The organism is Planobispora longispora (assembly GCF_016863135.1).
GTDB lineage: Bacteria > Actinomycetota > Actinomycetes > Streptosporangiales > Streptosporangiaceae > Planobispora > Planobispora longispora.
The window spans coordinates 1-23,779 of record NZ_BOOH01000019.1 but is presented as its reverse complement, the minus strand read 5'-3'; the positions used below and the strand labels follow the sequence as shown (position 1 = coordinate 23,779).

Sequence of the window (23,779 nt, the reverse complement as noted above, 5' to 3'; positions counted from 1 at the left end):
GCGGCGGGACGCGACGGGGTGGGGGAGCTGCCGGGTGAGGCCGGGTGTGGCGGGAATCTCGTCCGCGCCCGCTACTCGTGAGTAGTGACGTTCGGCGTGAAAGGGTAGATACTCCAGGGTCCCGCTCCCGGCCCCGGCCGGGACCGGATCTCGCACAGAATGACCGGCGCATCTCGGGGAGAGTCAACATGACGGCGCGAATGGGCACCGCACGGCTTGGTCCTGCCGAGCGGTCCACCGCACTGGAGCAGATGGCCGCCCAGGAGCTCGACCTGGTGGTGATCGGGGGCGGGATCGTGGGCGCCGGGGTCGCGCTCGACGCGGCGACGCGCGGGCTGAGCGTCGGGCTGCTGGAGGCGCGCGACTTCGCCTCGGGCACCTCGTCCCGGTCCTCGAAGCTGATCCACGGCGGGCTGCGCTATCTGGAGCAGCTCAACTTCGACCTGGTCAGGGAGGCGCTGCAGGAGCGCGCCCTGCTGCTGCAGCGGATCGCCCCGCACCTCGTGCGGCCGGTGCCGTTCCTGTTCCCGCTCACCCACCTCGGCTGGGAGCGGCCCTACGTCGGCGCCGGACTGGTGATGTACGACTCGCTCGGCTTCTCCTTCGGGTTCACCCGCGGCGTGCCCGGCCACCGGCACCTGTCCCGCACGCGGGCGCTGCGGCTGGCCCCGGCGCTGCGCCGTACCGCCTTCTCCGGGGCGGTCCAGTACTGGGACGCCCAGGTCGACGACGCCCGCTACGTGATGACCGTGCTGCGCACCGCCGCCACCTACGGGGCGCACGTCGCCTCGCGGGCGCAGGTGGTGGGCTTCCTGCGGGAGGGCGAGCGGGTCACCGGGGTCCGGGTGCGCGACCTGGAGACCGGGACCGAGCGGCAGGTGCGGGCGCGGCAGGTGGTCAACGCCACCGGTGTCTGGACCGACGACATCCAGGAGCTGGTCGGCGGGCGGGGCCAGATCCACGTGCGCGCCTCCAAGGGCGTTCACCTGGTGGTGCCGCGTGACCGCATCCACTCCCTCACCGGGATCATCCTCCGCACGGAGAAGTCGGTGCTGTTCGTGATCCCCTGGGGCCGCCACTGGATCATCGGGACCACCGACACCCGCTGGAATCTCGACCGGGCCCACCCCGCGGCCTCCCGCTCCGACATCGACTACGTGCTGGAGCACGTGAACCAGGTGCTGTCGGTCCCGCTCACCCGCGACGACGTCGAAGGCGTCTACGCCGGGCTCCGGCCGCTGCTGGCCGGGGAGTCGGAGGAGACCTCCAAGCTCTCCCGCGAGCACGTGGTGGCCCATCCGGTGCCCGGGCTGGTCATGATCGCCGGAGGGAAGTACACCACCTACCGGGTCATGGCGCGCGACGCGGTGGACGCCGTGGCGCACGGCCTGGACCAGCGGGTCCCGCCCTCGTGCACCGACCGGATCCCGCTCGCCGGGGCGGAGGGGTACCAGGCGTTGTGGAACTCCCGCCAGCGGCTGGCCCAGGCGTCCGGGCTGCACGTGGCGCGGATCGAGCACCTCCTCCAGCGGTACGGCTCCATGATCGACGAAGTGCTGACGCTGATCGAGCGGGACCCGTCGCTCGCCTGCCCGCTCTCCGGGGCCGACGACCACCTGCGCGCCGAGGTCGTCTACGCCGCCACCCACGAGGGCGCCCGCCACCTCAACGACGTGCTGGCCCGGCGCACCCACATCTCCATCGAGACCTTCCACCGGGGCCTGGCCGTGGCGGAGGAGGTCGCCGAGCTGATGGCCGGACCGCTGAGCTGGGACGCCGAGCAGGTCAAACGCGAGGTGGAGTACTACACCAAGCGCATCGAGGCCGAGCGCCTCTCCCAGGAGCAGGACACCGACCACGAGGCCGACGCCATCCGGCTGGGCGCCCCCGAGATCGTCCCCGTCGCCACCCCCGACCCCGTCTGACGCGCCCGCGAGCCCGCGAGCGCGCGACCGGGCGGGGCGCGCCGGGGTGTCTCCTCCGGGGGCCGGAGTTCCTTCTCCGGGGCCGGGGCGCGCGGGTCCTCAGCGGGAGAAGGTGATCTCCACGCGCCGGTTCTTCGCGCGGCCCTTCGGGTTGTCGACGATCTGGCCGTACTCGTTGGGCGCCGTGTTGGCCGCGACCGGGACGGCGGCGCCGTGGCCCTTGACGGTGAAGGTGATGCCCGACCCCTCCACCAGCGGAGCGAGCGCTCGCTCCACCGCCTTCGCGCGTCTGAGGGAGAGGGCGAGGTTGTAGGCGTCCTCGCCCCGGGCGTCGGTGTGGCCGTCGATCTGGACCCGCTTGCCGCCCGCCTCCTGCTTGAGCGTGGCGGCGGCCCGGGCCAGCTGCTTGTCGGCCCTCGCCGTGAGCGTGGCCCTGTCGAAGGCGAACAGGATGTCGGCCGCCATCGTGATCCTGCTCCTGGCGGGGGTGTCCGCGTCGATGATCGACTCCTCCAGGTCGCTGACGCGGAGCTCGATGTCGACCACGGGCGCGCGGATTTCGACGATGGGCGCCCGCGCCGGCGGTCCCGGCGCGGGGCCGGGGTCCTGGGTGGGGGCGGGAGAGGGCGCGGCGACGGCCAGTGCGGCCAGTGCGGCGCTAACCGAGCGGAACATTCTTGAACGTCCCCGCCTGCGGAATGAACACGTCCATCGTGCCGACATCCGCCGGAGGGGCGGCGAACGTGGCGGAGAACACGATCGTCCGATCCGTGTCGATCTCCACGAGGCCGGAGCTGCACAGGCACTTGCCCTCGGCGTCCGTGGCCACCAGATGCTTCCTGGCGTTCTTGGTGTCCACGAGATAGACGCCGTCCACCGTGGGCACGTCGGAGGGAACGGCGGAGAACGCGCTCCCCACGTCCCATCCGCTGGCGCGATCGTGCTCCAGCACGGTCGCCGCGAAGTTGACGGTGATCAGCTTTTCCTGTCGCTGGATGGAGTACAGGTCGATGCGGACCTTGTACCAGTTGTTCCCGGTGATCTCCCGGCTGCCGATGACCTGCTCGGCCGGGAGGCTCGCCGCCGCCGCCGACGGTGAGGGCGGGGGCTGGGACGGCGGCTGGGACGGCGGCTGGCTCGACGCGGCCTGGGCGGGCGGGCCGGAAGCGCTGGGCGAGGAACCCGGGGAGAACTGGCAACCCGCCGTGAGCAGTGCCGCCCCGAGCAGGATCGAGATCTTCTTCATGGCACCCCTTCCGGCTCGGCGGCGCCTGCCGCCTCTTCGCAGCCTCGACGTGTCTGCATCGCGACCGAGGCTAATGCGCTGCCGCACGGTAGACGTCAACCCCGAGATTGAAGATCGTTCTCCACTTTCCGCGGTATGTCCCCGGCGGGGGTCAATCCACCGCGGTATCTCCGGCGGACCCGCTCCAGGGTGCTCTTCGCCTCTCCGGTGAAGACGCGTCGGGTTGCCGCGCGGACACCGCCCATGGCGGCGGCGCCGGTCGTCATCGCCCTCGCGGGAGCCGCCGTGTCACAGGGCGAGCGCGTGCTGCAGCCCGCGCCCGATGCGCGTCATCGTCTCCAGGCTGAGTGTCCCGAGGTCGCGCCGGAGGTCCTCGGGGAAGAGGATCACGATGTCGTCGCAGAGCGCGCGCCCGGGCACGGGATCTTCGGGCGCCATCTCGACGATGCTGGGAAGCGGGGGCGTCTGCGAGGTGGTGATCCGTACGGCGAGATAGCTCGGCAGGATCCGGTTGCGGGCGTTGTTGCTCACGATGAGGTACGGCTTCTCACCCCGCTCCCCGCGGAGGTCGGTCATATAGACACGGCCGCGGAGCGGCCATTCATGGCCGGGCGTCATTCCCGGCCGGCCACTTCGGCGGCCCGGTGCCACGCCGCCCGATGGGCGGCATGGTCCTTGCCGGTCTGCGCGGCGGCGAGCATGGCGTATCCGGCCAGCATGACCTCTTCGAGGACGGCTTTGTGGGCGATGCTCATCAGGGCGTGCAACGCGACGGCGGAGGATTTCTCCAGCTTCGGCGAACCTCCCGCCAGGCGGCGCACGACTGTGTACTCGGGACTGCCGGGGGTGCGGACGGCCTCGAGGAACTCCAGGTCGTGCTGGGTCAAGGGGACGGGGGTCTGACGGACTTCCATGCGTTCATGATGCACCATCTTGAATACTCTTTGCATTCTCTCGGTTGCGAGTCGTTATCGGTGGACGATAGGCGGCGGGTCCCGCAGGACGTTGCGGTGGGCGGGTTCGGTGACTCCCGGGTGGCCGCCACCGCCTGCCCGTCGCTTCAGGGGGGCTAGCACCCTGGCGGGGCACGCCGGTCCGGAGGAGATTGGGCCCGTGAGGTTCCCGCGTGCCTGGCTGGGGCTCGAATTCCGCCGCCGCCGGCGGTCCCTGGCCGCGCTGGTCGTGCTCGTCGCCTTCTCCCTGGCCACGGTCCTGGCGGCGGTGGCCGGATCGCGGCGCGGGGAGAGCGCCCTGGATCGGCTGCGCGCCGGCACGCTGCCCGCGGACGCTCAGGTGCTGATCCAGGATCCGGGGTTCGACTGGGACGAGGTCCGGGCGATTCCGGGGGTCCTCGGGGTCGCGCCCTTCGTCGCCGCGGCCATGTACATCGAGGGCGTCCACCTCGGCTGGGACTCGGTACCGCCTGTCGACCCATCCGTCTGGCGGGACGTCGAACGGCCGGTGCTCCTCGCCGGCCGGCTGCCCGACCCGGCCCGCGCCGACGAGATGGCGGTCTCCGCCCGGTTCGTCGAGCGGTACGGCAAAGGCGTCGGCGACTCCGTGGTCATCCGCCTCGCCACCCCGCAGGAGGCGGATCTCGATCTCCGGGCGGACGTGGCCAATACCGGCAACACGCAGATCAGGGCGAACGGCCCGCGCGTCACGGCGAGGATCGTCGGGGTCATCCGCTCGCCGTGGTTCGCCGACCGCGTCGGTGAGACATCCGGCAGCGCCACCGGCGAGGGCTTCGCCATCCCCTCGCCGGGATTGTTCCTGAAATATCAGGACAACTTCCTGGGGACGCGGCGCAGTAAATTCACCAACGCCTTGGTTCGCCTGAAGGACGGCGAGGGCGGCCTGGCCGAATTCCGCAGCCGGCTCGCGGCCGCCACGGGTCGTCCGGAGATCCGGGTGGACAACCTCGCCGACGGTCTCCGCCACAATCAGCGGCTGGTCCGGTACGAGGCGATCGCCCTGCTGGCGTTCGGGCTGTCCGCGCTGGTGGCCGCCGCCCTGGTGATCGGGCAGTTCGCCGCCCGGTTGGTCGCCGTCTCCCTCGCGGAGCTGCGGGTCCTGGGCCCGGCCGGGCTCACGCCCCGCCAGGCCGTGGTCGCCGCCGCGCTCGGCCCGTCGGCGGCCGCCCTGCTCGGCGCGGTGCTCGGCGTCATAGGGGCGGCTCTGGCCTCCCGATGGACGCCGATCGGCGTCGCGGCCAACTTCGAACCCCGTCCGGGCCTCGACCTGGACTGGCCGGTCCTGCTCGCGGGTCTGGTGGCGGTCCCCGTCGTGGTCGCCGCGGGCGCGGGCGGGTACGCCTGGCTCACCGTCACCGCCAAGCCCGCGGGCACGTCCAGCCGTTCGGCGGTCGCCGCGGCCGTCGGCCGGATGGGCTGGCCGGTGCCGGTCCTGGTCGGTCTCCGCCTGGCCCTGGAACGTGGGCACGGCCGTACCGCCCTGCCGGTGCGCTCGGCTCTGATCGGATCCACCGCGGGCATCGCGGGGGTGATGGCCGCGCTGACCTTCTCCGCCGGGGTGAGCGACGCCGCGAGCAATCCCGCCCGGTACGGCCAGACCCACGACCTCCTGGTCTTCCTGGGGGTCAACGGTCAGAGCGGGCCCGCCGAGCGGGTGCTGGCGGCGCTGGCCCGCGACCCGGACGTGGCGGGAGTGGAGGACCGGCGCTTTTTCAGCGCCGCGTCCGGCGACCTCACGTTCCCGGTATACGACTACACGGCCGTCGGCACGCCCCCGCCGATCGAGCTCAAGATCGGACGGCTGCCCGCCTCCGACCAGGAGATCATGCTGGCCGTCGACACGGCCGGCAAGCTCAGGGACACCGGCGTGCTCAAGGACGATGTCGGCGAGCGCATCCATCTCACCGGCGCGCGGGGCGGCCGGGGCTTCACGGTCTCGGGCATCGGATTCGTCCCCGAAGGACCGTCCAACACCTATTCCGAAGGCGTCCTGGTAACTCCCGCCGGCTACGACAGTCTGTTCGCGTCCTTCGAGATCCGCATGGGCTTCGTCTCCTTCCGGCCCGGTGCGGACGTCACGGCGGCGACCGCCCGGCTCCGCCAGACGGTCGGTGCCCTTCCCGGCGGCGACCACATCGGATTGTTGTCGTCCTTCAAGCCCAAACAGCTCGCCGAGGTCCAGGGCGTCCGAGCGCTCCCCGTCGCCCTCGGCGCCTTCCTCGCGCTCCTCGCCCTGGCCTCGGCCGGGTACACGTCGGTGACGGCCGTACGGCGCCGCCGCCACGACATCGCCGTGCTCCGCGCGCTGGGCATGACGCCCGCCCAGACCCGGTGGAGCGTGGCCACCCAGGCCGGCGCCCTCGCCGTGATCGGCCTGGCCTTCGGCGTGCCCACCGGTCTCGCCCTCGGGCGCGTCCTGTGGCAGGCCGTCGCGGAGAACACGCCCCTGTTCTACGTGCCCCCGGTGCCCACGTGGGCGCTGCTGCTCATCGGCCCGGTCACGCTCCTGGCGATGAACCTGCTCGCCGCCCGCCCCGCCGCGACCGCCGCCCGGCTGAGCCTGGCCCACGCGCTGCGGACGGAGTGACGCCGAGGAGACGGCGCGGTGAGTGGCGCCGGGGCAGGGGAGTGAGGGACGCCGCACGCGGGACGGCTCCCGCCCCGGGACGGAGCGGGAGCCGTACGAGACGGGCCGGGTGGACCGTCAGTGGGCGAACGCCTGGAACTCGGCGGCGCGGACGTGCTCGCGGGCCGGGCTGGCGGTGCCGCAGTCGGTGGCGGAGTTGGGGTCGTTGTCCTGCTCACCGGCGTAGAGCGGGTTGCCGGTGCACTGGGTGGAGACGACGCGCAGGGCCAGGTGGGTGGCCGCGGTCGTCGGGATCTTGAAGGACTTGATGATCAGATCGGCGCCGCGCGGGCGCGGCAGGCGGGTGGAGAAGGCGTCGGCCGGGCTGGTGTAGACGACCGAGAAGTTCGCCGGGGATGAGCAGTCCTTCGCGCCGGCGTCGCAGGCCAGGACCTCGAAGGCGCGCAGGGCGCTGAAGCGGTTCTGGCCGCCGGGGTCGGCGGAGTCGCCGGTGTTCGGCCGGAGCATGGCGCTGACCTGGACCCGCCGGACCTTGACCGGGTCGGATCCGGCCAGGTCCACGGTGACCGACTTGCCGGCGACCGCGCCGGTGAGCGAGGCCCAGTTCGTCGCCTCGGTCTCGTCGATCAGCCGGGCCTGGTTGACGCCGTCGCCCGTCGCCGTCGCGCCGAGCGCGGTGGAGGCGAGGTTCTTCGGCAGCGCCAGGGGGAGCGGGAGCGTCACGCCGGGCAGCACCGCGAACTTGATCCGGGTGTGCCCGTAGCCCTCGCCGACGACCAGGAAGTCGTACAGGCCCGGGGTCATCTCCACGGTGTCGCCGAGCTCGGTGTCCGGGTCGGTGTCGGCGACGGGTACGGCGCGGCCCTCGTAGTGGCCGACGTAGAGCCGGAGCGCGGCGCCGGAGGCGTCGGCGAGCGGCTTGAGCCGGAGCTTGCCGTTCTTGCCGGTCGGGTTGACGAAGCTGGGGGTGGGGTCGGGGTCGTTCTGGTTCACGCTCGCCGCCCCCTCGCCGAGGCCGTGCTCGGCGAACGCCCGCCACATGATGTCCTGATTTTTCCCGCCGAAGCGGATGGCGTCGGCCGCGAGCAGCGCGTCCCGGTGATCGACGTAGCTGACCGCGCCGGAGGCCATCAGCAGCAGCGCGTCGAAGGACAGCTGCGCCCAGCGCCGGTTGCCGGGACACTTGTCGACCGCGATCTTCCCGTCGGCGCACGCCCGCTGGAGGGCCGGGGTGCCCTTGCCGTACCGCCTGACGAACGCCTCGCGCACGTCGAACTGGGTGGCCGACCAGATCTCGCCGTCGGCGTGGACCTGCTGGCCGACGAGGTCGTAGGCGATGTCGCTGTAGTTCAGCGGGGAGTTGGACATGTCGTAGTTGCGGATGCCCGCCCTCTTGTCGCCGGTGACGTAGCCGCCGGTCACGTACGGCGTGTCGCCCGCGGGGCGGAAGCCGTACTCGGCCAGGTACTCCATGGCGAACAGGTCGGAGGTGCTCTCGTTCATGGCGCCGGGCTGGGCCCCGCTCCACCCGGCGTTCGGGCCGGCGACCATGCGGCCGGAGATCGCGTGGGTGTACTCGTGCCCGATGACCGACATGTCGTAGTCGCCGTCCACGCAGGGCGCGTAGAAGGCGCCCGCGATCGGCTGCCAGAGGTACATGTTGGTGATCGGCGCGACCCCGTCGGGACCGGTGATCTGGTTGGCGTTGTCGCGCACGCTCAGCACCCGCGCGCCCGCCTGGGCGTTGCCCTGCTCGGGGTCGTCGCCGAGACCGCCGCGGTCGCCGTTCTCGTCCTGCATGTTCCAGGCCGTCTCGGTGAAGCCGAGCCGGTAGGACCAGTCGTGCATGCGGTTGTGCATGGCGTGCAGGTTGGCGATGGCGGCTTCCAGGTCGGCCTCGCCCGGCTGGTCGAAGACGGCCGGGTCGCACTTGGCGGTGTACCAGCGGTTGGTCCACGGGTAGACGTAGTTCCGGCTCGGCGTGAGCACGTTGCTGCGGGTGCCGACGGTGAACGGGTCGCCGCTGGCGCGGTTCTCGAACGTCCGGGCCGCGTTGCCGATGCTGGTGTTCGTCGGGGTGTTCGTGGCGTGGTCGACGTCCCAGGCCCGTCCCGTCGCCGGATCGCCGCCGACGACGTAGTCGCAGCCCGGCCCGGGGACGTAGCACCACCGGGCGCGGGTGTCGGTGGAGGAGTAGTCGGCCGGCGGGTTGGCGGGGAAGACCTCCCACTGCGGGTTGTCCGGTTCGGCGTGATGGTCCACGAGGTTCTCGCGGGTCAGGATCGCGCCGCTGACCGCGTCCACGTGGGTGGTGTAGGCGGCGGGCTCGTCGCCGCCGCCGATCAGGACCACCTGGTAGGCGCTGTGCGTGCCGTCGGGCGCGGGCACGGCCACCGCGGTGACCTTCTTGACGGTCGCCGTCGCCAGGTCGATCCCGCCGTCCCGGGCGGCGGCCTCCAGCGCCTGCTGCTCGGTGAGCGCGGCGACCGGGGGAGCGGCGGTGGAGCGGGAGAGCGTCGAGGTGACGTGCAGGACCTTGCCGTCCCGGACGCCGACCGCCACCTGCCCGTCCACACCCGCGGGCAGGTCGCCGAACTTCTGCCGGAGCAGTACGGCGTGGCCGCCCCCGATCGGGTTGACCGCGACCTTCTCCAGCGCGTCCACGGCCGCGGCGTCCAGGCCGAAGAGGTTCTCGTTGGCCTTCAGGTAGGCCCGGGCCGCCTGCTCGGGATCGGCGCCGAGCCCCTCGGCCAGCGGCGCGGAACCGGTGACGACGGCGGGTGTGCCTAGAGCGTTCCAGCGGATCGTGGCGGCGCCGGCCGCCTTGGCCCGTGCCTGCGGTGGCGCGACGGAGCCGCTCCGGTTGTCCACGTCCGGCTTGCCGTGCTGCTCGGCCTGGAAGTCGTGGATGTCGGGAGTCTTCCCGGCGGGCCCGTTCTGGGCGGCGCCGGGGAGTGCGAGAGCGGGGAGTGAGAGGGATGCCGCTGCTGCGGCGACGACGGTGATACGTAACCAGGGCTTGCTTGACACCGTGCCTCCTGGGGGAGATGGCCGCCGTTGGCCATGGCGCGCGTGGAGCACGCCTGCTGCGCCAGAAGTAACACTGGTTCGGTGTCATGACAAGATCTAGTAAAGGTTGATAAGTCGGTGTAATAGGGCGAAATTAGCCCGCCTGCCAGAGGTAGGAGATCGGGAGCGCGGTCAGCCGGTCGCCGAACGGCAGGGGATCGGGGTTGAAACTGAGGACGTAGCCGTGGACGAAGGCGTCGCCCATCCGGTCGCGGAGATGGGCCAGGTGGGCGAAGCTCTTACCGGTCACGGTCAGGCCCGACTTGACCTCGATGCCGATGACGCCGCCGTCCGGCTCGCTGCGCAGTTCTCCCCGGGAGAAGGGCCAGAGCTCGAAGAAGACCGCGCGTCCGGCCAGGGACTCCGACAGAGTCGGCACGGTGAGGAAGCCGGCCGAGCCGGTGAGGAGGGACTGCCCGGGAGTGTCGTCGGCGTCCACTTGGACTTTGATGGCGCGGACCAGGGCGTCCCCGCCGGGCTGGACCTCGTCGATGGCCCGGGGGATCGCGCCGTGCCGGGCGAACCCCACGGGATCGACCAGCGCTGTGGCGAGGGTCGTATCGATGTCGAGCTGTCGGGGATTTGGCGGGTATGCGGCCGAGGATCTGCCGGACCGGTGGAGGCGTGCCGGTCGCGGCGTCAGGCTTTCAGGGCGGTGTCGAGCGCGTCGGTGCGGGCCGTACTCCCCCAGAACCACTGCACGTGAGCGCGCCGGCGCCGCTCACGCAGCCAGTCGTCGAAGATCCGCCGTTCGGCGATCTTCCTTGCCGCGACGTCCAAGATCGCCTGCTCCACCGCGAGCACGACGGTGACGCCGAATCCTCCGTCACCGGTCGCGTGGGGCCCCAGGACCGCCCCGGCCCGCGCGTCGTGCACGTCCTCACCGTGCAGGGCGGCGAGGTCCTCCCGCGGGTTCCCCTCGATCCGGCAGGTGCCCAGACCGGCGAGCGCGGCCTCCGTCGCCAGGCCGGTCGCCAGGGCGCCCACCTCCTCCGCCGTGGCGGTCCGGGACCGCTCCCGGAGCCGGGCCGCCGCGGCGTCGGCGTCGGCGCGGGCGCCGTAGCGCAGGCGGACCACGCGCAGAACGTCCAGCCCGGCGCCGTGCTCGGCGAAGTAGCCCTCGACCTGTCCGCCGGTCACCCGGCGGCGCAGCCGCGCCACCTTCGCCTCGACGGTGACGATCTGCTCCAGGCGTGCCTGGCCGAGGCCGCGCTCCGCCATCCACTCCTCGGTCGCGCGGGCGGTGAGGAGGCCCCGGGCGCGGCGGAAGGAGTCCGTGGCGGCCTGCAGCTCCTCGTCCGTCAGATCGGCGGAGGCGGCCACCTCCTGCTCGACCAGGCAGGCGTTGACCAGGCGGACGGCCAGACCGGCGTCCTCCCACAACACGTCGAGCAGGGAGACGACGTGCTCGATCTCCACGTCGACGCCGTCGACGCGGAGGACGACCTGCTCGCCGGAGCGCTGGCTGTTGCGCAGCGGCCACGGGATCGCCCGGTCCGGGGCGAAGGCCAGGGACACGGTGCCGCCGGCGGACGGCAGGAGCAGGTCGTAGTGGTAGTCGCCGGTGGCGGCCTCACGCTGCCACACCAGCCGCATGTCCGCGCCGGGGTGCCGGGAGCGCAACGCGCCGAGCCGCCCGCGCGCCTCCTCGGGCGCGGCCCCGTCCAGCCCGCGCAGCCAGGTCAGGGCGTCACCGAGAAGCCCGGGGGTCACGGTCCCGGGAGCCTCCGGCGGCGTCGCGCTCTCCGGCGCCGAGGCGTCCGGCGGCGTCGCGGTCTCCGGGCTCATGCTCGGGGTCCCTCCAGAATCAGGTCGCAGACGGCCTGGCTGATCGGCAGGCCGGTCAGCTGCTCGATCCACAGCCACTGGCCGTTGGGGTTGATCTCCATGAACACGTACTCGTCCTCGGGCGTGAGGATCAGGTCGAAGGCGCCGTACAGCAGGCCGAGGCGGTCCACCATGGCCAGGCAGCGCCGGCCGACCTCGTCGGGGAGCCGGTGGACGCGGTGCGGGGTGACGTCGGTGTTGTAGCGGCGCCAGTCCAGCCGGGACCGGTTGGACGCCTGCGAGTGGATCTCGGCGGCGAAGATCTGGCCGCCCACGACGGTGACCCGCAGCTCCAGACGCTTGGGGACGTACCGCTGCACGATGATCGGGCAGAACCGCAGCGCGTCCGCGTAGGCCAGGTCGCGCGGGGAGACGGGCTCGCAGAAACGGGAGATCGTGTCACCGCTCCGGAGGTTCTCCACCCACGGCCTGCCGAACGGCTTGGTGACGATCTGGCCGTCGTGGCGGTCGTGGAAGTCCCACAACTCCCGGGCCTGCGTGGTGATCAAGGTGTCCGGCACGGTGAAGCCCAGCTCGGCCGCGATGATCAGCTGGGAGGACTTCCGCCTGGCCCGCTGCAGCACCGACTCGGCCGCGGGCACCTTGCGGCAGGGCAGATGCTCCCACAGGTCCGAGATCAGGCTCGCGCTCTCCCCCGCGGCGTACGCCGCGATGGCGGGGTCGGTCAACCCGGGATGCGCCTCCGGCGGCGTCGGGCGCCGCCACCACAGGGCGGTCAGCTCGTTCAGGTCCACGGTGCCGGTCCCGGTGCGCAGCAGGCGCCGGGTGAGGCCCCGGCCGGTGTAGGCCAGCTCGACGTGCGCCTCCGCGGGGTAGAGCCGGTGGTCGAAGACCGTGACGCGGGCACCGCGTCCGGTGAGCAGGCCGGCGACTCGCGCGGCGTGCGGGTCCTCGTCACCGGTGAGGACGAGGACATGCGGGGCGGACACGGGTTTCCTCCGTTGGGAGCCGGAACGTGGGGCGCGGCGCGTCACGGGTTCCTGCCGCGGATCCGATGACGCGCCGCTCCCGTCCTGCACAGGAGGACGGGTTTCATGAGGCGGGTTTCACGGAGAGGGCACGGGCCCTCTCCGCCCGGTCAGTCCTCGACGCAGACGCCCGGGGGGTCGATCTGGGTGCCCCCCACCTCGATGACGAGGATTCGCGGCCGGCCGCCGCTGATGCCGTGCAGGGCGCTCTCGTCGAGCTCGTCGCCGACGGGGGCGAGGTCGTTCAGTTCGGTCCGGTTCATGGCGTTGTTCCTCCTGTTCTCCGTGGATGTGCTGTTCTCCGGGAAGGGCCGGTCTCCGGGGAAGGGCCGGCTCTACCTCGACCGCGGGCTCAGTCCATTGCGCAGTAACCCGGCGGGTCGACGTGGGTCATCGCGATGAGCCTGGGCGCACCACCGCTGATGCCGTGCAGGGCGCTCTCGTCGAGCTCTTCGCCCAGCGGCGCGAGGTCCTCGATCCGGCTGCGCGCACCGTCGTTCATGGGTCCCCCTCCGATCGGGATCCCTTTCGGGATTTCCTTGATCGAGAGGCTGTCAGGGCCGTCTTGGAAGCGACTTGCGAAGGGGTGCAAACCCGCTGGCCTCGCCGTCGGCCTGCCTCCCGGCGAGCCGCGCGTAGTGACCGCCCAGCCGGAGAAGCTCCTCGTGGGTGCCGGTCTCGGCGATCCGGCCGCCGTCGAGCACGACGATCAGGTCCGCGTCGCGGACGGTGCTCAGCCGGTGGGCGATCACGATGCGGGTCTGGGGAAGCGTGCCGAGGTTCGCGTCGATGACCGCCTCGCTGTCGGTGTCGAGATGACTGGTGGCCTCGTCCAGGAGCAGGATGTCCGGGCCGGTGAGCAGGGCCCTGGCCAGGGCGATGCGCTGCCGCTGCCCGCCGGACACGCCGCCGCCCTCCGTCAGGTGGGTGTGGTAGCCCATGGGCATGGCGTCGATGTCGTCGTGGACGTGGGCGAGCCGCGCCGCCTCGCGCACCCGGGCGAGGGGCGCGTCCGGGTCCCCCAGGGTGATGTTGTCCAGGATCGTCCCGGTGAAGAGGGCCGGTTCCTGCGTCACCACCCCGAACCGGCGGCGCAGCCGGCCCGCGTCCGCTCCGGACAGGGGGATCCCGCCGTAACGGATCTCGCCCTCGGCCGGTCCGAGCAGGCCCAGCAGCACCCTGGCCAGGGTGCTCTTGCCGGAGCCCGACCGGCCGACCAGGGCGATCTTCCGGCCGGGAGGGATCCTCAGGTCGATGCCGCGCAGGATCCAGGGGCTCTCGGGTGTGTACCGGAATCCGACTCCGCGCAGCTCGATCTCCACCGGACCGGTGCGGCCCGGAGCGCCGGACGCCCTGCCGGGGACGTCCTCGGGATCGGCGACCTCGGCGGCTTCTCCGGAACCGGCCGGGGGAACGGCGGGGGCGTCGGGGGAGGGCCCGGAGAGACCGTTCCGGACGCCGGACTCCGGCCGGGTGTTCCACAGGTCGGCCAGCCGTTCACCGTGCACCCGGGCGAGCTGCGCGCTGCGCAGGCCGCCGGTCAGCGCCGCCAGCGGGGCCAGGGCCGCCGCGGCCAGGGCCTGCAGGCCGAGCATGGCGCCCAGGCTGAGCTGATCGGTCGTGACCTGCCAGGCTCCCGCCCAGAGCAGGGCCATGGGGGTGCCGAACCGCAACGCCGCCAGGGCGGAGTCCTGCAGGCCCTGCGCCATCCCGTTCCGCCGCGCCCGCCGCATCTGCGTCGTGAGCAGCCGTGACCAGCGGCCGAGGACGCGTTCCTCGGCCCCCACCGCTTTGATCGTCTCGATGCCGCGGACGCTCTCGATCAGCTGCCCCTGGGCCTCGTTGCGGGCCTCCATCTCCCGGTGGGTCAGATCGGCGAGCCGGCGGTGGGTCATGGTCAGCAGGATGATCTGCGCCGCCGCGAAAGCCACCAGGATCGCGCCCAGCAGCGGCGACCGTACGGCGACCACGATGAGATATCCGGCGGCGAGCGGCCCGTCCAGCAGGGCGGTCAGCGCCTGGCCGGTGAGGATTTCGCGCAGCAGGGTCACCCCGGAGATCCGGGAGACCAGGTCGGCGGAGCCCCGGTGGGCGAAGAAGCGGAAGGGCACCGAGAGCAGGCGCCGGGCCAGCTCGTCCAGGAGGGTGGTGTCCGCGCGCGTCCGCAGCGCGACCAGCGCCCAGGACCGTGCCGCGCCCACGGCGAACTGGGCGGCGGCCGTCACCGCCATGCCCAGCCCGAGCAGGGTCAGCAGGTCCGCCTCGCCCGCGGTGAGAACCCGGTCCACGACCGTCTCGGTCACGGCGGGCAGCACCAGGCCCAGGGCCTGCAGGGCCAGGCTGAGCAGGACCAGCAGCGCCAGCAGGCCGCGATGGCGGCTCACGATCACCCGGAGGTACCGGGACCACCAGCCCGTCCGGTCGCCGACGCGGCCCGTGCGGAAATCCGCTCCCGGGCTGAAGGTGAACGCCACCCCGCTGTAGCTGTCGGCGAAGTCCCGGGGGGTGGTGCCCACACGTCCCAGCGCGGGATCGATGATCCCGATCCGGCCGGGGGAGACCCGCTCGACCACGACGAAGTGGCTGTTGCGCCAGTGCACCACCGCCGGCAGCGGAAGCTCGGCGATCCGCGCCGCGGGCACGGAGGCGGCCCGGGTGGTCAGGCCGTGCGCCCGGGCGGTGCGGACCAGGGTCAGCGCGCTGACCCCGTCCCGGCCGATGCCCATCTCCTCGGAGAGGGCGTAGACCGGGACGCGCCGCCCGTGCGCGGCGAGGACCATCGCCAGGCACGCCGCGCCGCATTCCACCATGCTGTGCTGGAGTATGACCGGAACCTTCATGAACCGGCAGTCTCCGGTGCCCGTCTTGGAGCCGGCTTGCGATCGGCTCGATCATCGCGGGCGACCCGGTCATGCGGCCGCCCCGGGCGCGGCGTGCGCTCCGGGGCGGCGGGAGACGGTACGGCTCGGCCGTACCGGACCGGATCAGTCGAACGGGATCCAGGCCTGGTCGGACAGGTCGGCCATGGAGCTGACCTTGAGACCGAGGTCGGAGACCGTCCAGAGGTTGTCGCCGATCACGATCGAGCGGCGGATGCCCGGGTCGTACGGGACGACGCGGGTGTCGCCCACGGGCTTGGGCTTGGGGTGGACGACGGTGCCGGTCTTGGCGACGGCGGAGTCGTCGATCTTCAGGACCAAGGCGGCGCCGTTGGTCTGCTCGGTGCCGTTCCAGGTGTTCAGCGGCAGGACGGCCATGCCCGTCCTGGCCCAGTAGAGGAAGGCGTGCGGGTCCCACTCGGCCTCGGAGCCGGAGTCCTTCTGGAACAGCTGCGACAGGCGGCGCGGGGCGGCCGGGTCGCTCACGTCGAACAGGGAGATCTGGGTGCCGAGCGTGCGGCCGTTCTTGTCGGCCTCCTGACCGATGCCGATCAGCCGTCCGTCACCCGCCGGGTGGAGGTAGGCGGAGTATCCGGTGATCTTCAGCTCGCCCGTCTTCTTCGGCGCGGCAGGGTCACGCAGGTCGAGGACGTAGAGGGGGTCCACCTGCCGGAAGGTCACCACGTAGCCGACCGGGCCCATGAACCGGACGGAGTAGATCCGCTCGCCCTCGCCCAGGCCGCCGACCTCGCCGACCTCGGCCAGCGTGTCGGCGTTGAGCACGTAGACCGCGCTGGAACTGCTCTTCTCCGTGTTCAGCGTGGTCGCGATCCGCAGGTGCCCCTCGTGCTCGGACACCGAGTACTGGTTGAGCAGCCTGCCGGGGACCTTGCCTGAGGCGACGTAGCGGGGCGCGCCCGGCGCGGTGATGTCGAAGCGGTGGACCTCGGTCTCCTCCGGAGGCGCGACCGGGGTCTTGGCGGAGTCGGGCGTGTCCGTCGGCGTGGGGGTGGGGGTCGGGGTGGGCGTCGGAGTCGGGGCGGAGGTGGAGGCGGAAGCCGTCGGGGTGGGCGTCACCGGGTCGGGAAGGAGGGTGGGCTGGCCCTCGGGCGGCGGGGCGACGGTCTCCTCGGCCGGGGTCGGCTCCACGTTCGGGGCCCCGCCGGACGTCTCCTCGGGGGAGGCCGCGGGCGCCTCCTCTATGATGATCGGCTCGACCGGCATGGGCCACCACCAGCGGGGGTTGCTGGTGACGTACAGGCTGGAGCCGGTTCCGTAGACCGTGTCCCCGTCGGCGGCCACGCTGATCGGCGCGCTCTCCGACAGCGCCGCGGCGCCCTGCCCCAGGTCGAGGGTGTGCACGCTCAGCATCGAGGCGCCGGTGTACTCCTGCGGGTGGCTGACCTGCTCGCACGCGACGGACTTCTTCGTCGTGGCGCCGCTCGCGTCGGTCACCTCGTACGTCGGCAGCCACGCCTCGAGCGGCGCCTTGGAGACCGTCTCGGCGTTCCTGCGCGTGCGCTCGGTCTCCGTGGCGTCGGGACCGGGGTCGGGGAACTCGATGCGGGGCTCGCTGCGCACCACGAGCCGTACCGTCGAGCCGACCATCCTGGCGTCCACGTGCGAGCCGTCCGGGGTGATCGAGCCGAGCACCTTCGGCTCCCCGGACAGGTCGACCAGCGTGTAGCGCGGTCCCGGGCTGGGGGCGAGCTTGGCGGTCGCGCCGAAGGGGATGATCCCGCCGCCGGAGAACAGCACCAGTGCCCGGTCCCCGCTGACCAGCAGGTCCGCCGGGGCCCACGCCTGCTCGGCGTCCACCAGTTTCACCGTCCCGGTGACCTTCCGGGTCGCGGTGTCCACCACGCGCAGCACGCCCCGGTTCACGGTGATCACCCGGTTGCCGTCGGTCTTCACCAGATCCGGCTCGTCGACCCCGGCCTCATGCGTGTTCGTGGTGGAGTGCTCCGGAGCCGTGGGCTGCTGCTTGCCGCGGGAGGCCGAAGCGTCCTCCTGCATGGCGCTGCGGTAGATCTCCGGCCGGCCGAGCCCCCACGGTCCGACGACCTTGGCTGCCGCCGCGCGCAGTCCGGTCAGCATGTCGTCGCATCCGCTGTAGGCGACCAGCTTCACATTCCCCAGCTTCACCGGCTCGCTCGTAGGGGCCGCGCCGGGGTCCGTCCCGGTGGAGGTGCACGCCGTGGCGAGCAGGGCGGTGGCAAGGGTGACGGCGCCCCACCGGAGGGTCCCGGAGGGGGCGCCCGCGCGCGTCGCCGTACGAATCGATGTCCTCATGCCCCCATGACGGATGCCGCGCCTGCCCGGTTCACCATCCGGTCCGGCATGTCCGGTTCGCCGTCCGGTCCGGGATGCCCGGTCACCGCTCGGCCCGGATAGCTACCGACCAGTAGCCATGGATGCGTTCCCCCGCATACCCTTCGGTCATGGCTGCCACTATCGGAGCGAACCGGACACTCGACCCGCTGATGATCGAGCGCGTCTCCCGGCAGGTGACCTCCAGCGGGAAGACCCAGGCGATCATCGCGCCGTTCACCGGCGAGACCCTCGCCGAGCTGCCCGTCTCCACCGCCGAGGACGTCCGCGCCGCCCACGCCCGGGCGCGCGCGGCGCAGGAGGCGTGGGCCGCGCTGCCGGTGCGGGAGCGGGTCAGGCCCTTCCTGCGGCTGCACGACGCGCTCCTCGACCGCCGCGAGGAGATCCTCGACGTGGTCCAGTGGGAGACCGGGAAGGCGCGCCGGCACGCCTTCGAGGAAGTCCTCGACGTCGCGGGCTGCACGCTCTACTACGCCCGGCGGGCGCCCGGCCTTCTGGCGCCCAGGCGGCGCGCGGGCATCTTCCCCGTCGCCACCAAGGTGACCGAGGAGCGCCACCCCAAGGGGGTCGTGGCGCTGATCTCCCCCTGGAACTACCCGCTCTCCCTCGGCGTGACGGACATCGTCCCCGCCCTGCTCGCGGGCAACGCCGTGGTGCACAAGCCCGACACCCAGACCGCGCTGTCCACCCTGTGGACGATCGACCTGCTGGTCTCCCTCGGCATGCCCCGCGAGATCTGGCAGGTCGTGCTCGGCGAGCCCGCCGAGATCGGTGACCCGCTGCTCGACGACGCCGACTACGTGGCGTTCACCGGCTCCACCCGGGGCGGCAGGAAGATCGCCGAGGAGGCGGCCAAGCGGCTGATCGGCTGCTCGCTGGAGCTCGGCGGCAAGAACCCCATGATCGTCCTGGACGACGCCGACCTGGACGTGGCCGCCCAGGGCGCGCTGCGCGCCTGCTTCACCAACGCCGGGCAGCTGTGCATCTCCATCGAGCGCCTCTACGTCCACGACGCCGTGTACGACGCGTTCGCGGACAAGTTCGTCCGGCAGGCCAAGAACATGCGGCTCGGCTCCGGCCTCGACTGGAACGTGCAGATGGGCTCGCTCACCTCGCAGCGCCAGCTCGACGCGGTCAGCGCTCACGTGGACGACGCCGTGGCCAAGGGCGCCCGGGTGCTCGCGGGCGGCAGGGCCCGCCCCGACCTCGGCCCGCTCTTCTACGAGCCCACGATCCTGGCCGACGTGGACGAGACCATGGACCTGTGCCGCGAGGAGACCTTCGGCCCCGTCGTCTCGATCTACCGCTTCTCCGGCGAGGACGAGGCCGTGGCGAAGGCCAACGACACCGTCTACGGCCTCAACGCCTCCGTCTGGACCCGGGACACGGCGCGCGGACGGGCGCTGGCGCGGAGGATCAAGGCCGGGACCGTCAACCTCAACGAGGGGTACGGCTCCGCCTACGCCTCCTACGACGCCCCCATGGGCGGCATGAAGTCCTCCGGCCTGGGCCGCCGCCACGGGGCCGAGGGCCTGCTGAAGTACACCGAGGTGCAGAACATCGCCGGCCAGGCCTCCTGGCTGGGCTTCGAGCCGGTCCTCGGCATGACCTACGACAAGTACGCCGACACGCTCGCCGGTCTGCTCAAGACCATGAAGGCGCTCCGCCTGAAGTGAGCCGGCGAGCCGGGAGAACGCCGGGGACGCCAGGGGACGGGGCCGAGGGCCGGAAGGGAAACCGCGACGTGTTCGACTACGACGTGCTGGTGATCGGGTCGGGGTTCGGCGGGAGCGTCGCGGCGCTCCGGCTCACGGAGAAGGGCTACAAGGTCGGCGTCCTGGAGGCCGGACGGCGCTTCGACGAGAGCACGCTGCCCAAGACCTCCTGGCGGACCCGTGACTTCCTGTGGGCGCCCGGCCTGGGCATGAAGGGCATCCAGCGCATCCACGTGCTGCGCGGCGCGAAGGGCACGGGCGTCATGGTCCTGGCGGGCGCCGGAGTCGGCGGCGGCTCGCTCGTCTACGCCAACACCCTCTACGAACCCCTGGACCCGTTCTTCGCCGACGCCCAGTGGGCGGGCATCACCGACTGGAAGGCGGAGCTGGCGCCGTACTACGACCAGGCCAAGCGGATGCTGGGCGTGGTGCTGAACCCGACGCTCACCCGCGCCGACGAGATCATGAAGAAGGTCGCCGATCGCATGGGCGTGGGCGACAGCTTCCACCGGGCCCCGGTCGGGGTCTTCTTCGGCACGCCCGGCGTCGAGGTCGACGACCCCTACTTCGGCGGGGCCGGGCCGCGCCGCAGGGGCTGCACCGAGTGCGGCGAGTGCATGACCGGCTGCCGGCACGGGGCCAAGAACATGCTGATCAAGAACTATCTCTACCTCGCCGAGAAGGCCGGGGCCAAGGTGCACGCGGAGACCACGGTCGCCGCGGTCCGCCCGGCGCGCGGCGGCGGTTACACGGTCGAGGTGCGCAGGACCGGGGCGCCCTGGCGGCGCCGTACGCTCACCGCCGGGCAGGTGGTCTTCGCGGCCGGGACGTACGGCACGCAGCGCCTGCTCCACCGCCTGAAGGCCACCGGCGCGCTGCCCCGGCTCTCGGACCGGCTGGGCGCGCTGACCAGGACGAACTCCGAGGCGCTGCTCGGATTCGAGCGACTGAGCGTCAAGGGTGAGAAGCTCAACCACGGCGTGGCGATCACCTCCTCCATCCACCCCGACGCGCACACCCACATCGAGCCCGTCCGCTACGGCAACGGTTCCAACGCGATGGGCATGCTCCGCAGCCTGCTGATCGACGGCGGCGGGAGCGCTCCGCGCTGGCTGAAGTTCCTCGGAGAGGCCGCCAGACGGCCGCACCTGGTCCCGCGCCTGTTCAACCACCGCCGGTGGTCCGAGCGCACGATCATCGCGCTGGTCATGCAGGCCAAGGACAACTCGATCACCCTGTCGGCCCGCAAGGGCCCGTTCGGCTGGAAGCTCCGCTCCCGGCCGGGCCACGGCGAGCCCAACCCCACCTGGATCCCGGCCGGTCACACGTTCGTCAGGCACGCGGCCGAGGAGATCGGCGGCATGCCCGGCGGCTCCTGGCTCGACCTGTTCGACATCCCCGCCACCGCGCACTTCCTGGGCGGCTGCGCCATCGGGGCCTCGCCGTCCGACGGGGTGATCGATCCCTATCACCGCGTCTACGGGCACGAGGGCCTGCACGTCGTGGACGGCTCTTCCATCTCCGCCAACCTGGGCGTCAACCCCTCGCTGACCATCACCGCCCAGGCCGAGCGCGCCATGGCGTTCTGGCCCAACCGGGGCGAGACCGACGCCCGCCCCGCGCTGGGTACGGCCTACGTGCGCCTGGCGCCCGTCGTCCCCAAGAACCCGGTCGTCCCGGCCGCCGCCCCGGGCGCGCTCCGCCTGCCCATCGTGGACATCACCTGACCGCAGCACCGCACGCAAATGTAACTGAAACAGCGTAAATGTAACTGTGAGCCGAGGAAATGCAACTGTGGCCTAGGGAAATGCAACTCGATCCCCGTTACATTTGGTCACTGGTCGTGAATCTGCAGGACTTGATCGAAGAACTCCGCGCGCCTGGGGAGGCAGCGCTTCCGTGCTTGTCGGCAGCCGGGAGCCTTCGCGTGTATCGAGGCGAGGCTCCCGGTGACGGAATCTGCTCCTGACCGTGCGGCCGTGCGGAGGACGAGGCCGTCAGAGCCAGTCGTCGATCGAGGCCGTGAAGTCGTCGTACAGGTGCCGGTGGATGGTGTGCTCGGCGCCGGTGACGGTCCGGACCTCGAACCCCTTCTCCTTCAGCTCGGTGGCGAAGTCCGGCGGGACGAGGAAGCTGGGGTCGGCCAGCTGGACCAGGGACGGCACCACCGGCTCGGGGGTGAAGTCCCGGCCGCAGTACGGGCCCAGCGCGAGCGCGGTGCCGGTGTCCCAGTCCTTGAGCATCTCCAGCTCGACCTCGACCTCGTCGGGGGGGAAGTCGGGATGCGCGGCCGCGATCTGCTCGAACGTGGCGTTCTTGCCCTGGACGAACAGGTCGGTCATGGGCACGCCGTCGAGCACCGGCAGCCGGAAGGCCGGGTCGGAGTAGATCGCCCGGCCGGGCCGCAGCCGCTCCACCGCGACGGCGAGGGTCAGACCGCCCAGCGAGTGGCCGATCGCCAGCTCCGGCGCGGCGGGCACCGACTCCAGGACCGAGGCCGCCAGCGCCTCGGGGGAGTAGTCCGCGGGGTCCGCGCCGCGCGGGCTGCCGCCGTGCCCGGGCAGGTCCACCGCGACGACCCGGTAGCCCCGCTCGGCCAGCGCGGGTCCCACCCGCCACCAGCACCGGGAACTGGCCATGATGCCGTGGATCAGCACGGCGACCCGGTCACCGGAGCCCCACTCGCACGTGTTCAGTCTCATCAGGGATTTCTCTCTTTCAATGGATGGCGGACTCATCTTCTCCCGCCGGTCGGATCCGGCCTCCCGGCGGACCGGCCGGGCCGCTACCGGACCGATCTGATCGGGAGTACGGCGACCGCGCCGACGAGGGAGACGATGATCGCGATGACCCAGAGCGCGCCGTAGCCGCCGAAGGTGGTCACGATCATTCCCGCGATGAACGGTGCGATCATCTGCGGGCCGGCGTTGGCGATGTTGAGGATGCCCATGTCGCGGGCGGCGTCGCCCTTGCTGGGCAGCACCAGCGTGACGATGGCGATGTCCACCGCGCCGTAGGCGCCGAACGCGGCTCCGTGGATGACGGCGTAGATGAGCATCGAGGTCATGCTGGGCCAGAGCAGCGGCAGCAGCATCGAGACGGCGGTGACCACGCCCGCGACGGTCACGAACAGCTTGCGCCGGTTCAGCCGGTCCGAGAGCGGGCCGCAGACGACCGCCGCGACCATCGCGGCCAGGGTGGAGACGATGGTGAGCGTCGCGACGGCCTGGGGAGCCTCCTCCTTCGGCAGCCCGATGTAGTCCTGGAAGATGAACAGCGTGAACAGCAGCACCATGAAGTAGCCGAGGATGATCAGGGCGCGGCCGATGAAGACCCACATGAAGTCGCGGTGGGCGAGGGCCGAGAGGAAGTCCCGGATCGCCGTGGCGAGGGAGACCTTGGGCCGCTCGGCGACCTCGTACTCACCCGGGCGCGGGTCGTGGGTGGTGGAGACGACCAGGAGCGCGCCGAGGACCACGGCCGAGCCGAAGACCAGGTAGCCGAGGGAGACGCTGGCCACGAAGAACGCCGCGACCTGGGTGCCGATCATGATGCCGATGGAGGTGGCCACGCTGATGACCGCCGAGGCGGTGCCCCGCCGTTCCTCCGGGACCCGGTCGGGGACGATCGCGGTCAGCGCGGCCTGGTAGAGGTTCATCATCGCCTGGGCCAGCGACCAGCCGAGCAGGATCATCGGGATGGTCGAGACCTGGCTCATCAGCAGCATGGTGGCCAGCGCCGCGACGGCGCCGCCGAGGATCCACGGGTTGCGCCGTCCCCAGCGGGAGCGGGTCCGGTCCGACAGGGTGCCGCCGATCGGGTTGAAGACCGTGGCGAAGATGGCGCTGACGCCCGCGACCAGGGCGACGTTGGACACCTTGTTCTCGGGGTCGATCTCGGCGATCTGCGTCTGCACGAGCAGGCCGCCGACGCCGAGGTAGAGCGCGAACATGACGGCGTTGGAGACGCCCAGAACGGTCAGGAGCTTGGGCAGGCCGTCCCTGCGGGTCTCGGCGGGGGGAGTCTTGAGGGCGCTCATATGCGGCTCGTCGGCATGGTGAAGGAATCCTTTCGCGCTGTTCACAGGGGGGTGACGCGATGGTTATACGTATAAGCAGTGATAGCACCCGCGCGCCGGAGCGACAAGAGCAAGGTTCTGTAACGGTCGCCGACGTGCCCACTGAGCTGCGAGGTCCTGTGGCACCCGCCCCGCGGCGGGATGGCGGCCGGCCTGTGG

The 23,779-nt window shown here is 71.9% G+C and carries 18 protein-coding genes; 4 read left to right on the top strand and 14 right to left on the bottom strand.

Features of this window, described 5'->3' with window-relative positions; all coding sequences use genetic code 11:
- The first annotated feature begins 188 nt into the window (after nt 1-188).
- Complete coding sequence (locus Plo01_RS11050; protein WP_239316154.1) at nt 189-1,925, top strand: glycerol-3-phosphate dehydrogenase/oxidase; 1,737 nt, start codon at nt 189-191, stop codon at nt 1,923-1,925.
- A 99-nt stretch (nt 1,926-2,024) separates the two neighbouring features.
- Here the strand turns inward: Plo01_RS11050 and Plo01_RS11045 are convergent, their stop codons facing one another.
- The 4 genes from Plo01_RS11045 to Plo01_RS11030 all read right to left on the bottom strand — a co-directional run bounded on the left by Plo01_RS11045 (nt 2,025) and on the right by Plo01_RS11030 (nt 4,085).
- Complete coding sequence (locus Plo01_RS11045; protein WP_203890457.1) at nt 2,025-2,600, bottom strand: OmpA family protein; 576 nt, start codon at nt 2,598-2,600, stop codon at nt 2,025-2,027.
- Complete coding sequence (locus Plo01_RS11040) at nt 2,584-3,171, bottom strand: hypothetical protein (protein WP_203890456.1); 588 nt, start codon at nt 3,169-3,171, stop codon at nt 2,584-2,586. The genes Plo01_RS11045 and Plo01_RS11040 overlap by 17 nt, the downstream gene beginning before the upstream one ends.
- A 288-nt stretch (nt 3,172-3,459) precedes the next feature.
- On the bottom strand, nt 3,460-3,789 hold the full coding sequence (locus Plo01_RS11035; RefSeq protein WP_203890455.1) for a type II toxin-antitoxin system PemK/MazF family toxin: 330 nt from the start codon (nt 3,787-3,789) through the stop codon (nt 3,460-3,462).
- Nucleotides 3,786-4,085 carry a hypothetical protein gene (locus tag Plo01_RS11030; RefSeq protein ID WP_203890454.1) on the bottom strand — a complete coding sequence of 100 codons (300 nt, stop codon included), beginning with the start codon at nt 4,083-4,085 and terminating at the stop codon, nt 3,786-3,788. The genes Plo01_RS11035 and Plo01_RS11030 overlap by 4 nt, the downstream gene beginning before the upstream one ends.
- A gap of 199 nt (nt 4,086-4,284) precedes the next feature.
- Here Plo01_RS11030 and Plo01_RS40920 point away from each other — a divergent pair, with 199 nt between their 5' ends.
- Nucleotides 4,285-6,732, top strand: a complete 2,448-nt coding sequence (locus Plo01_RS40920) for an ABC transporter permease (protein WP_203890453.1) — start codon at nt 4,285-4,287, stop codon at nt 6,730-6,732.
- Between the two features lie 117 nt (nt 6,733-6,849).
- Here Plo01_RS40920 and Plo01_RS11020 read toward each other — a convergent pair whose 3' ends face one another.
- The 8 genes from Plo01_RS11020 to Plo01_RS10985 form a co-directional block, all read right to left on the bottom strand.
- Nucleotides 6,850-9,762 carry a M36 family metallopeptidase gene (locus Plo01_RS11020; protein ID WP_239316150.1) on the bottom strand — a complete coding sequence of 971 codons (2,913 nt, stop codon included), beginning with the start codon at nt 9,760-9,762 and terminating at the stop codon, nt 6,850-6,852.
- A gap of 133 nt (nt 9,763-9,895) precedes the next feature.
- Complete coding sequence (locus Plo01_RS11015; protein WP_203890452.1) at nt 9,896-10,330, bottom strand: AAA family ATPase; 435 nt, start codon at nt 10,328-10,330, stop codon at nt 9,896-9,898.
- 110 nt (nt 10,331-10,440) lie between these two features.
- Nucleotides 10,441-11,589, bottom strand: coding sequence for a TIGR04500 family putative peptide maturation system protein (locus tag Plo01_RS11010; protein ID WP_203890451.1), 1,149 nt, complete (start codon nt 11,587-11,589; stop codon nt 10,441-10,443).
- Nucleotides 11,586-12,578, bottom strand: a complete 993-nt coding sequence (locus Plo01_RS11005) for an MvdC/MvdD family ATP grasp protein (protein WP_203890450.1) — start codon at nt 12,576-12,578, stop codon at nt 11,586-11,588. Before Plo01_RS11005 ends, Plo01_RS11010 begins: the two co-directional genes overlap by 4 nt.
- Before the next feature lie 149 nt (nt 12,579-12,727).
- The gene (locus Plo01_RS11000; RefSeq protein ID WP_184942403.1) at nt 12,728-12,880 is read right to left on the bottom strand and encodes a hypothetical protein; all 153 of its coding nucleotides are present in this window, start codon (nt 12,878-12,880) and stop codon (nt 12,728-12,730) included.
- 89 nt (nt 12,881-12,969) lie between these two features.
- A complete protein-coding gene (locus Plo01_RS10995; protein WP_203890449.1) occupies nt 12,970-13,119 on the bottom strand; it encodes a hypothetical protein in 150 nt (49 codons plus the stop codon).
- A 52-nt stretch (nt 13,120-13,171) separates the two neighbouring features.
- Nucleotides 13,172-15,457 carry a peptidase domain-containing ABC transporter gene (locus tag Plo01_RS10990; RefSeq protein WP_203890448.1) on the bottom strand — a complete coding sequence of 762 codons (2,286 nt, stop codon included), beginning with the start codon at nt 15,455-15,457 and terminating at the stop codon, nt 13,172-13,174.
- 144 nt (nt 15,458-15,601) lie between these two features.
- The gene (locus tag Plo01_RS10985; protein ID WP_203890447.1) at nt 15,602-17,788 is read right to left on the bottom strand and encodes a beta-propeller domain-containing protein; all 2,187 of its coding nucleotides are present in this window, start codon (nt 17,786-17,788) and stop codon (nt 15,602-15,604) included.
- Nucleotides 17,789-17,937: 149 nt separating this feature from the next.
- Here Plo01_RS10985 and Plo01_RS10980 point away from each other — a divergent pair, with 149 nt between their 5' ends.
- Nucleotides 17,938-19,503 carry a succinic semialdehyde dehydrogenase gene (locus tag Plo01_RS10980; RefSeq protein ID WP_203890446.1) on the top strand — a complete coding sequence of 522 codons (1,566 nt, stop codon included), beginning with the start codon at nt 17,938-17,940 and terminating at the stop codon, nt 19,501-19,503.
- A gap of 68 nt (nt 19,504-19,571) precedes the next feature.
- Nucleotides 19,572-21,269 (top strand): GMC oxidoreductase, encoded by a 1,698-nt coding sequence (locus Plo01_RS10975; RefSeq protein WP_203890445.1) that lies wholly within the window; start codon nt 19,572-19,574, stop codon nt 21,267-21,269.
- Nucleotides 21,270-21,539: 270 nt separating this feature from the next.
- Here the strand turns inward: Plo01_RS10975 and Plo01_RS10970 are convergent, their stop codons facing one another.
- Together Plo01_RS10970 and Plo01_RS10965 are read right to left on the bottom strand one after the other, a co-directional pair.
- Entirely contained in the window at nt 21,540-22,244 is a 705-nt protein-coding gene (locus Plo01_RS10970) for an alpha/beta fold hydrolase (RefSeq protein WP_203890444.1), read from the bottom strand.
- A gap of 83 nt (nt 22,245-22,327) precedes the next feature.
- Nucleotides 22,328-23,581, bottom strand: coding sequence for an MFS transporter (locus tag Plo01_RS10965; RefSeq protein ID WP_203890443.1), 1,254 nt, complete (start codon nt 23,579-23,581; stop codon nt 22,328-22,330).
- Nucleotides 23,582-23,779: the final 198 nt, after the last annotated feature.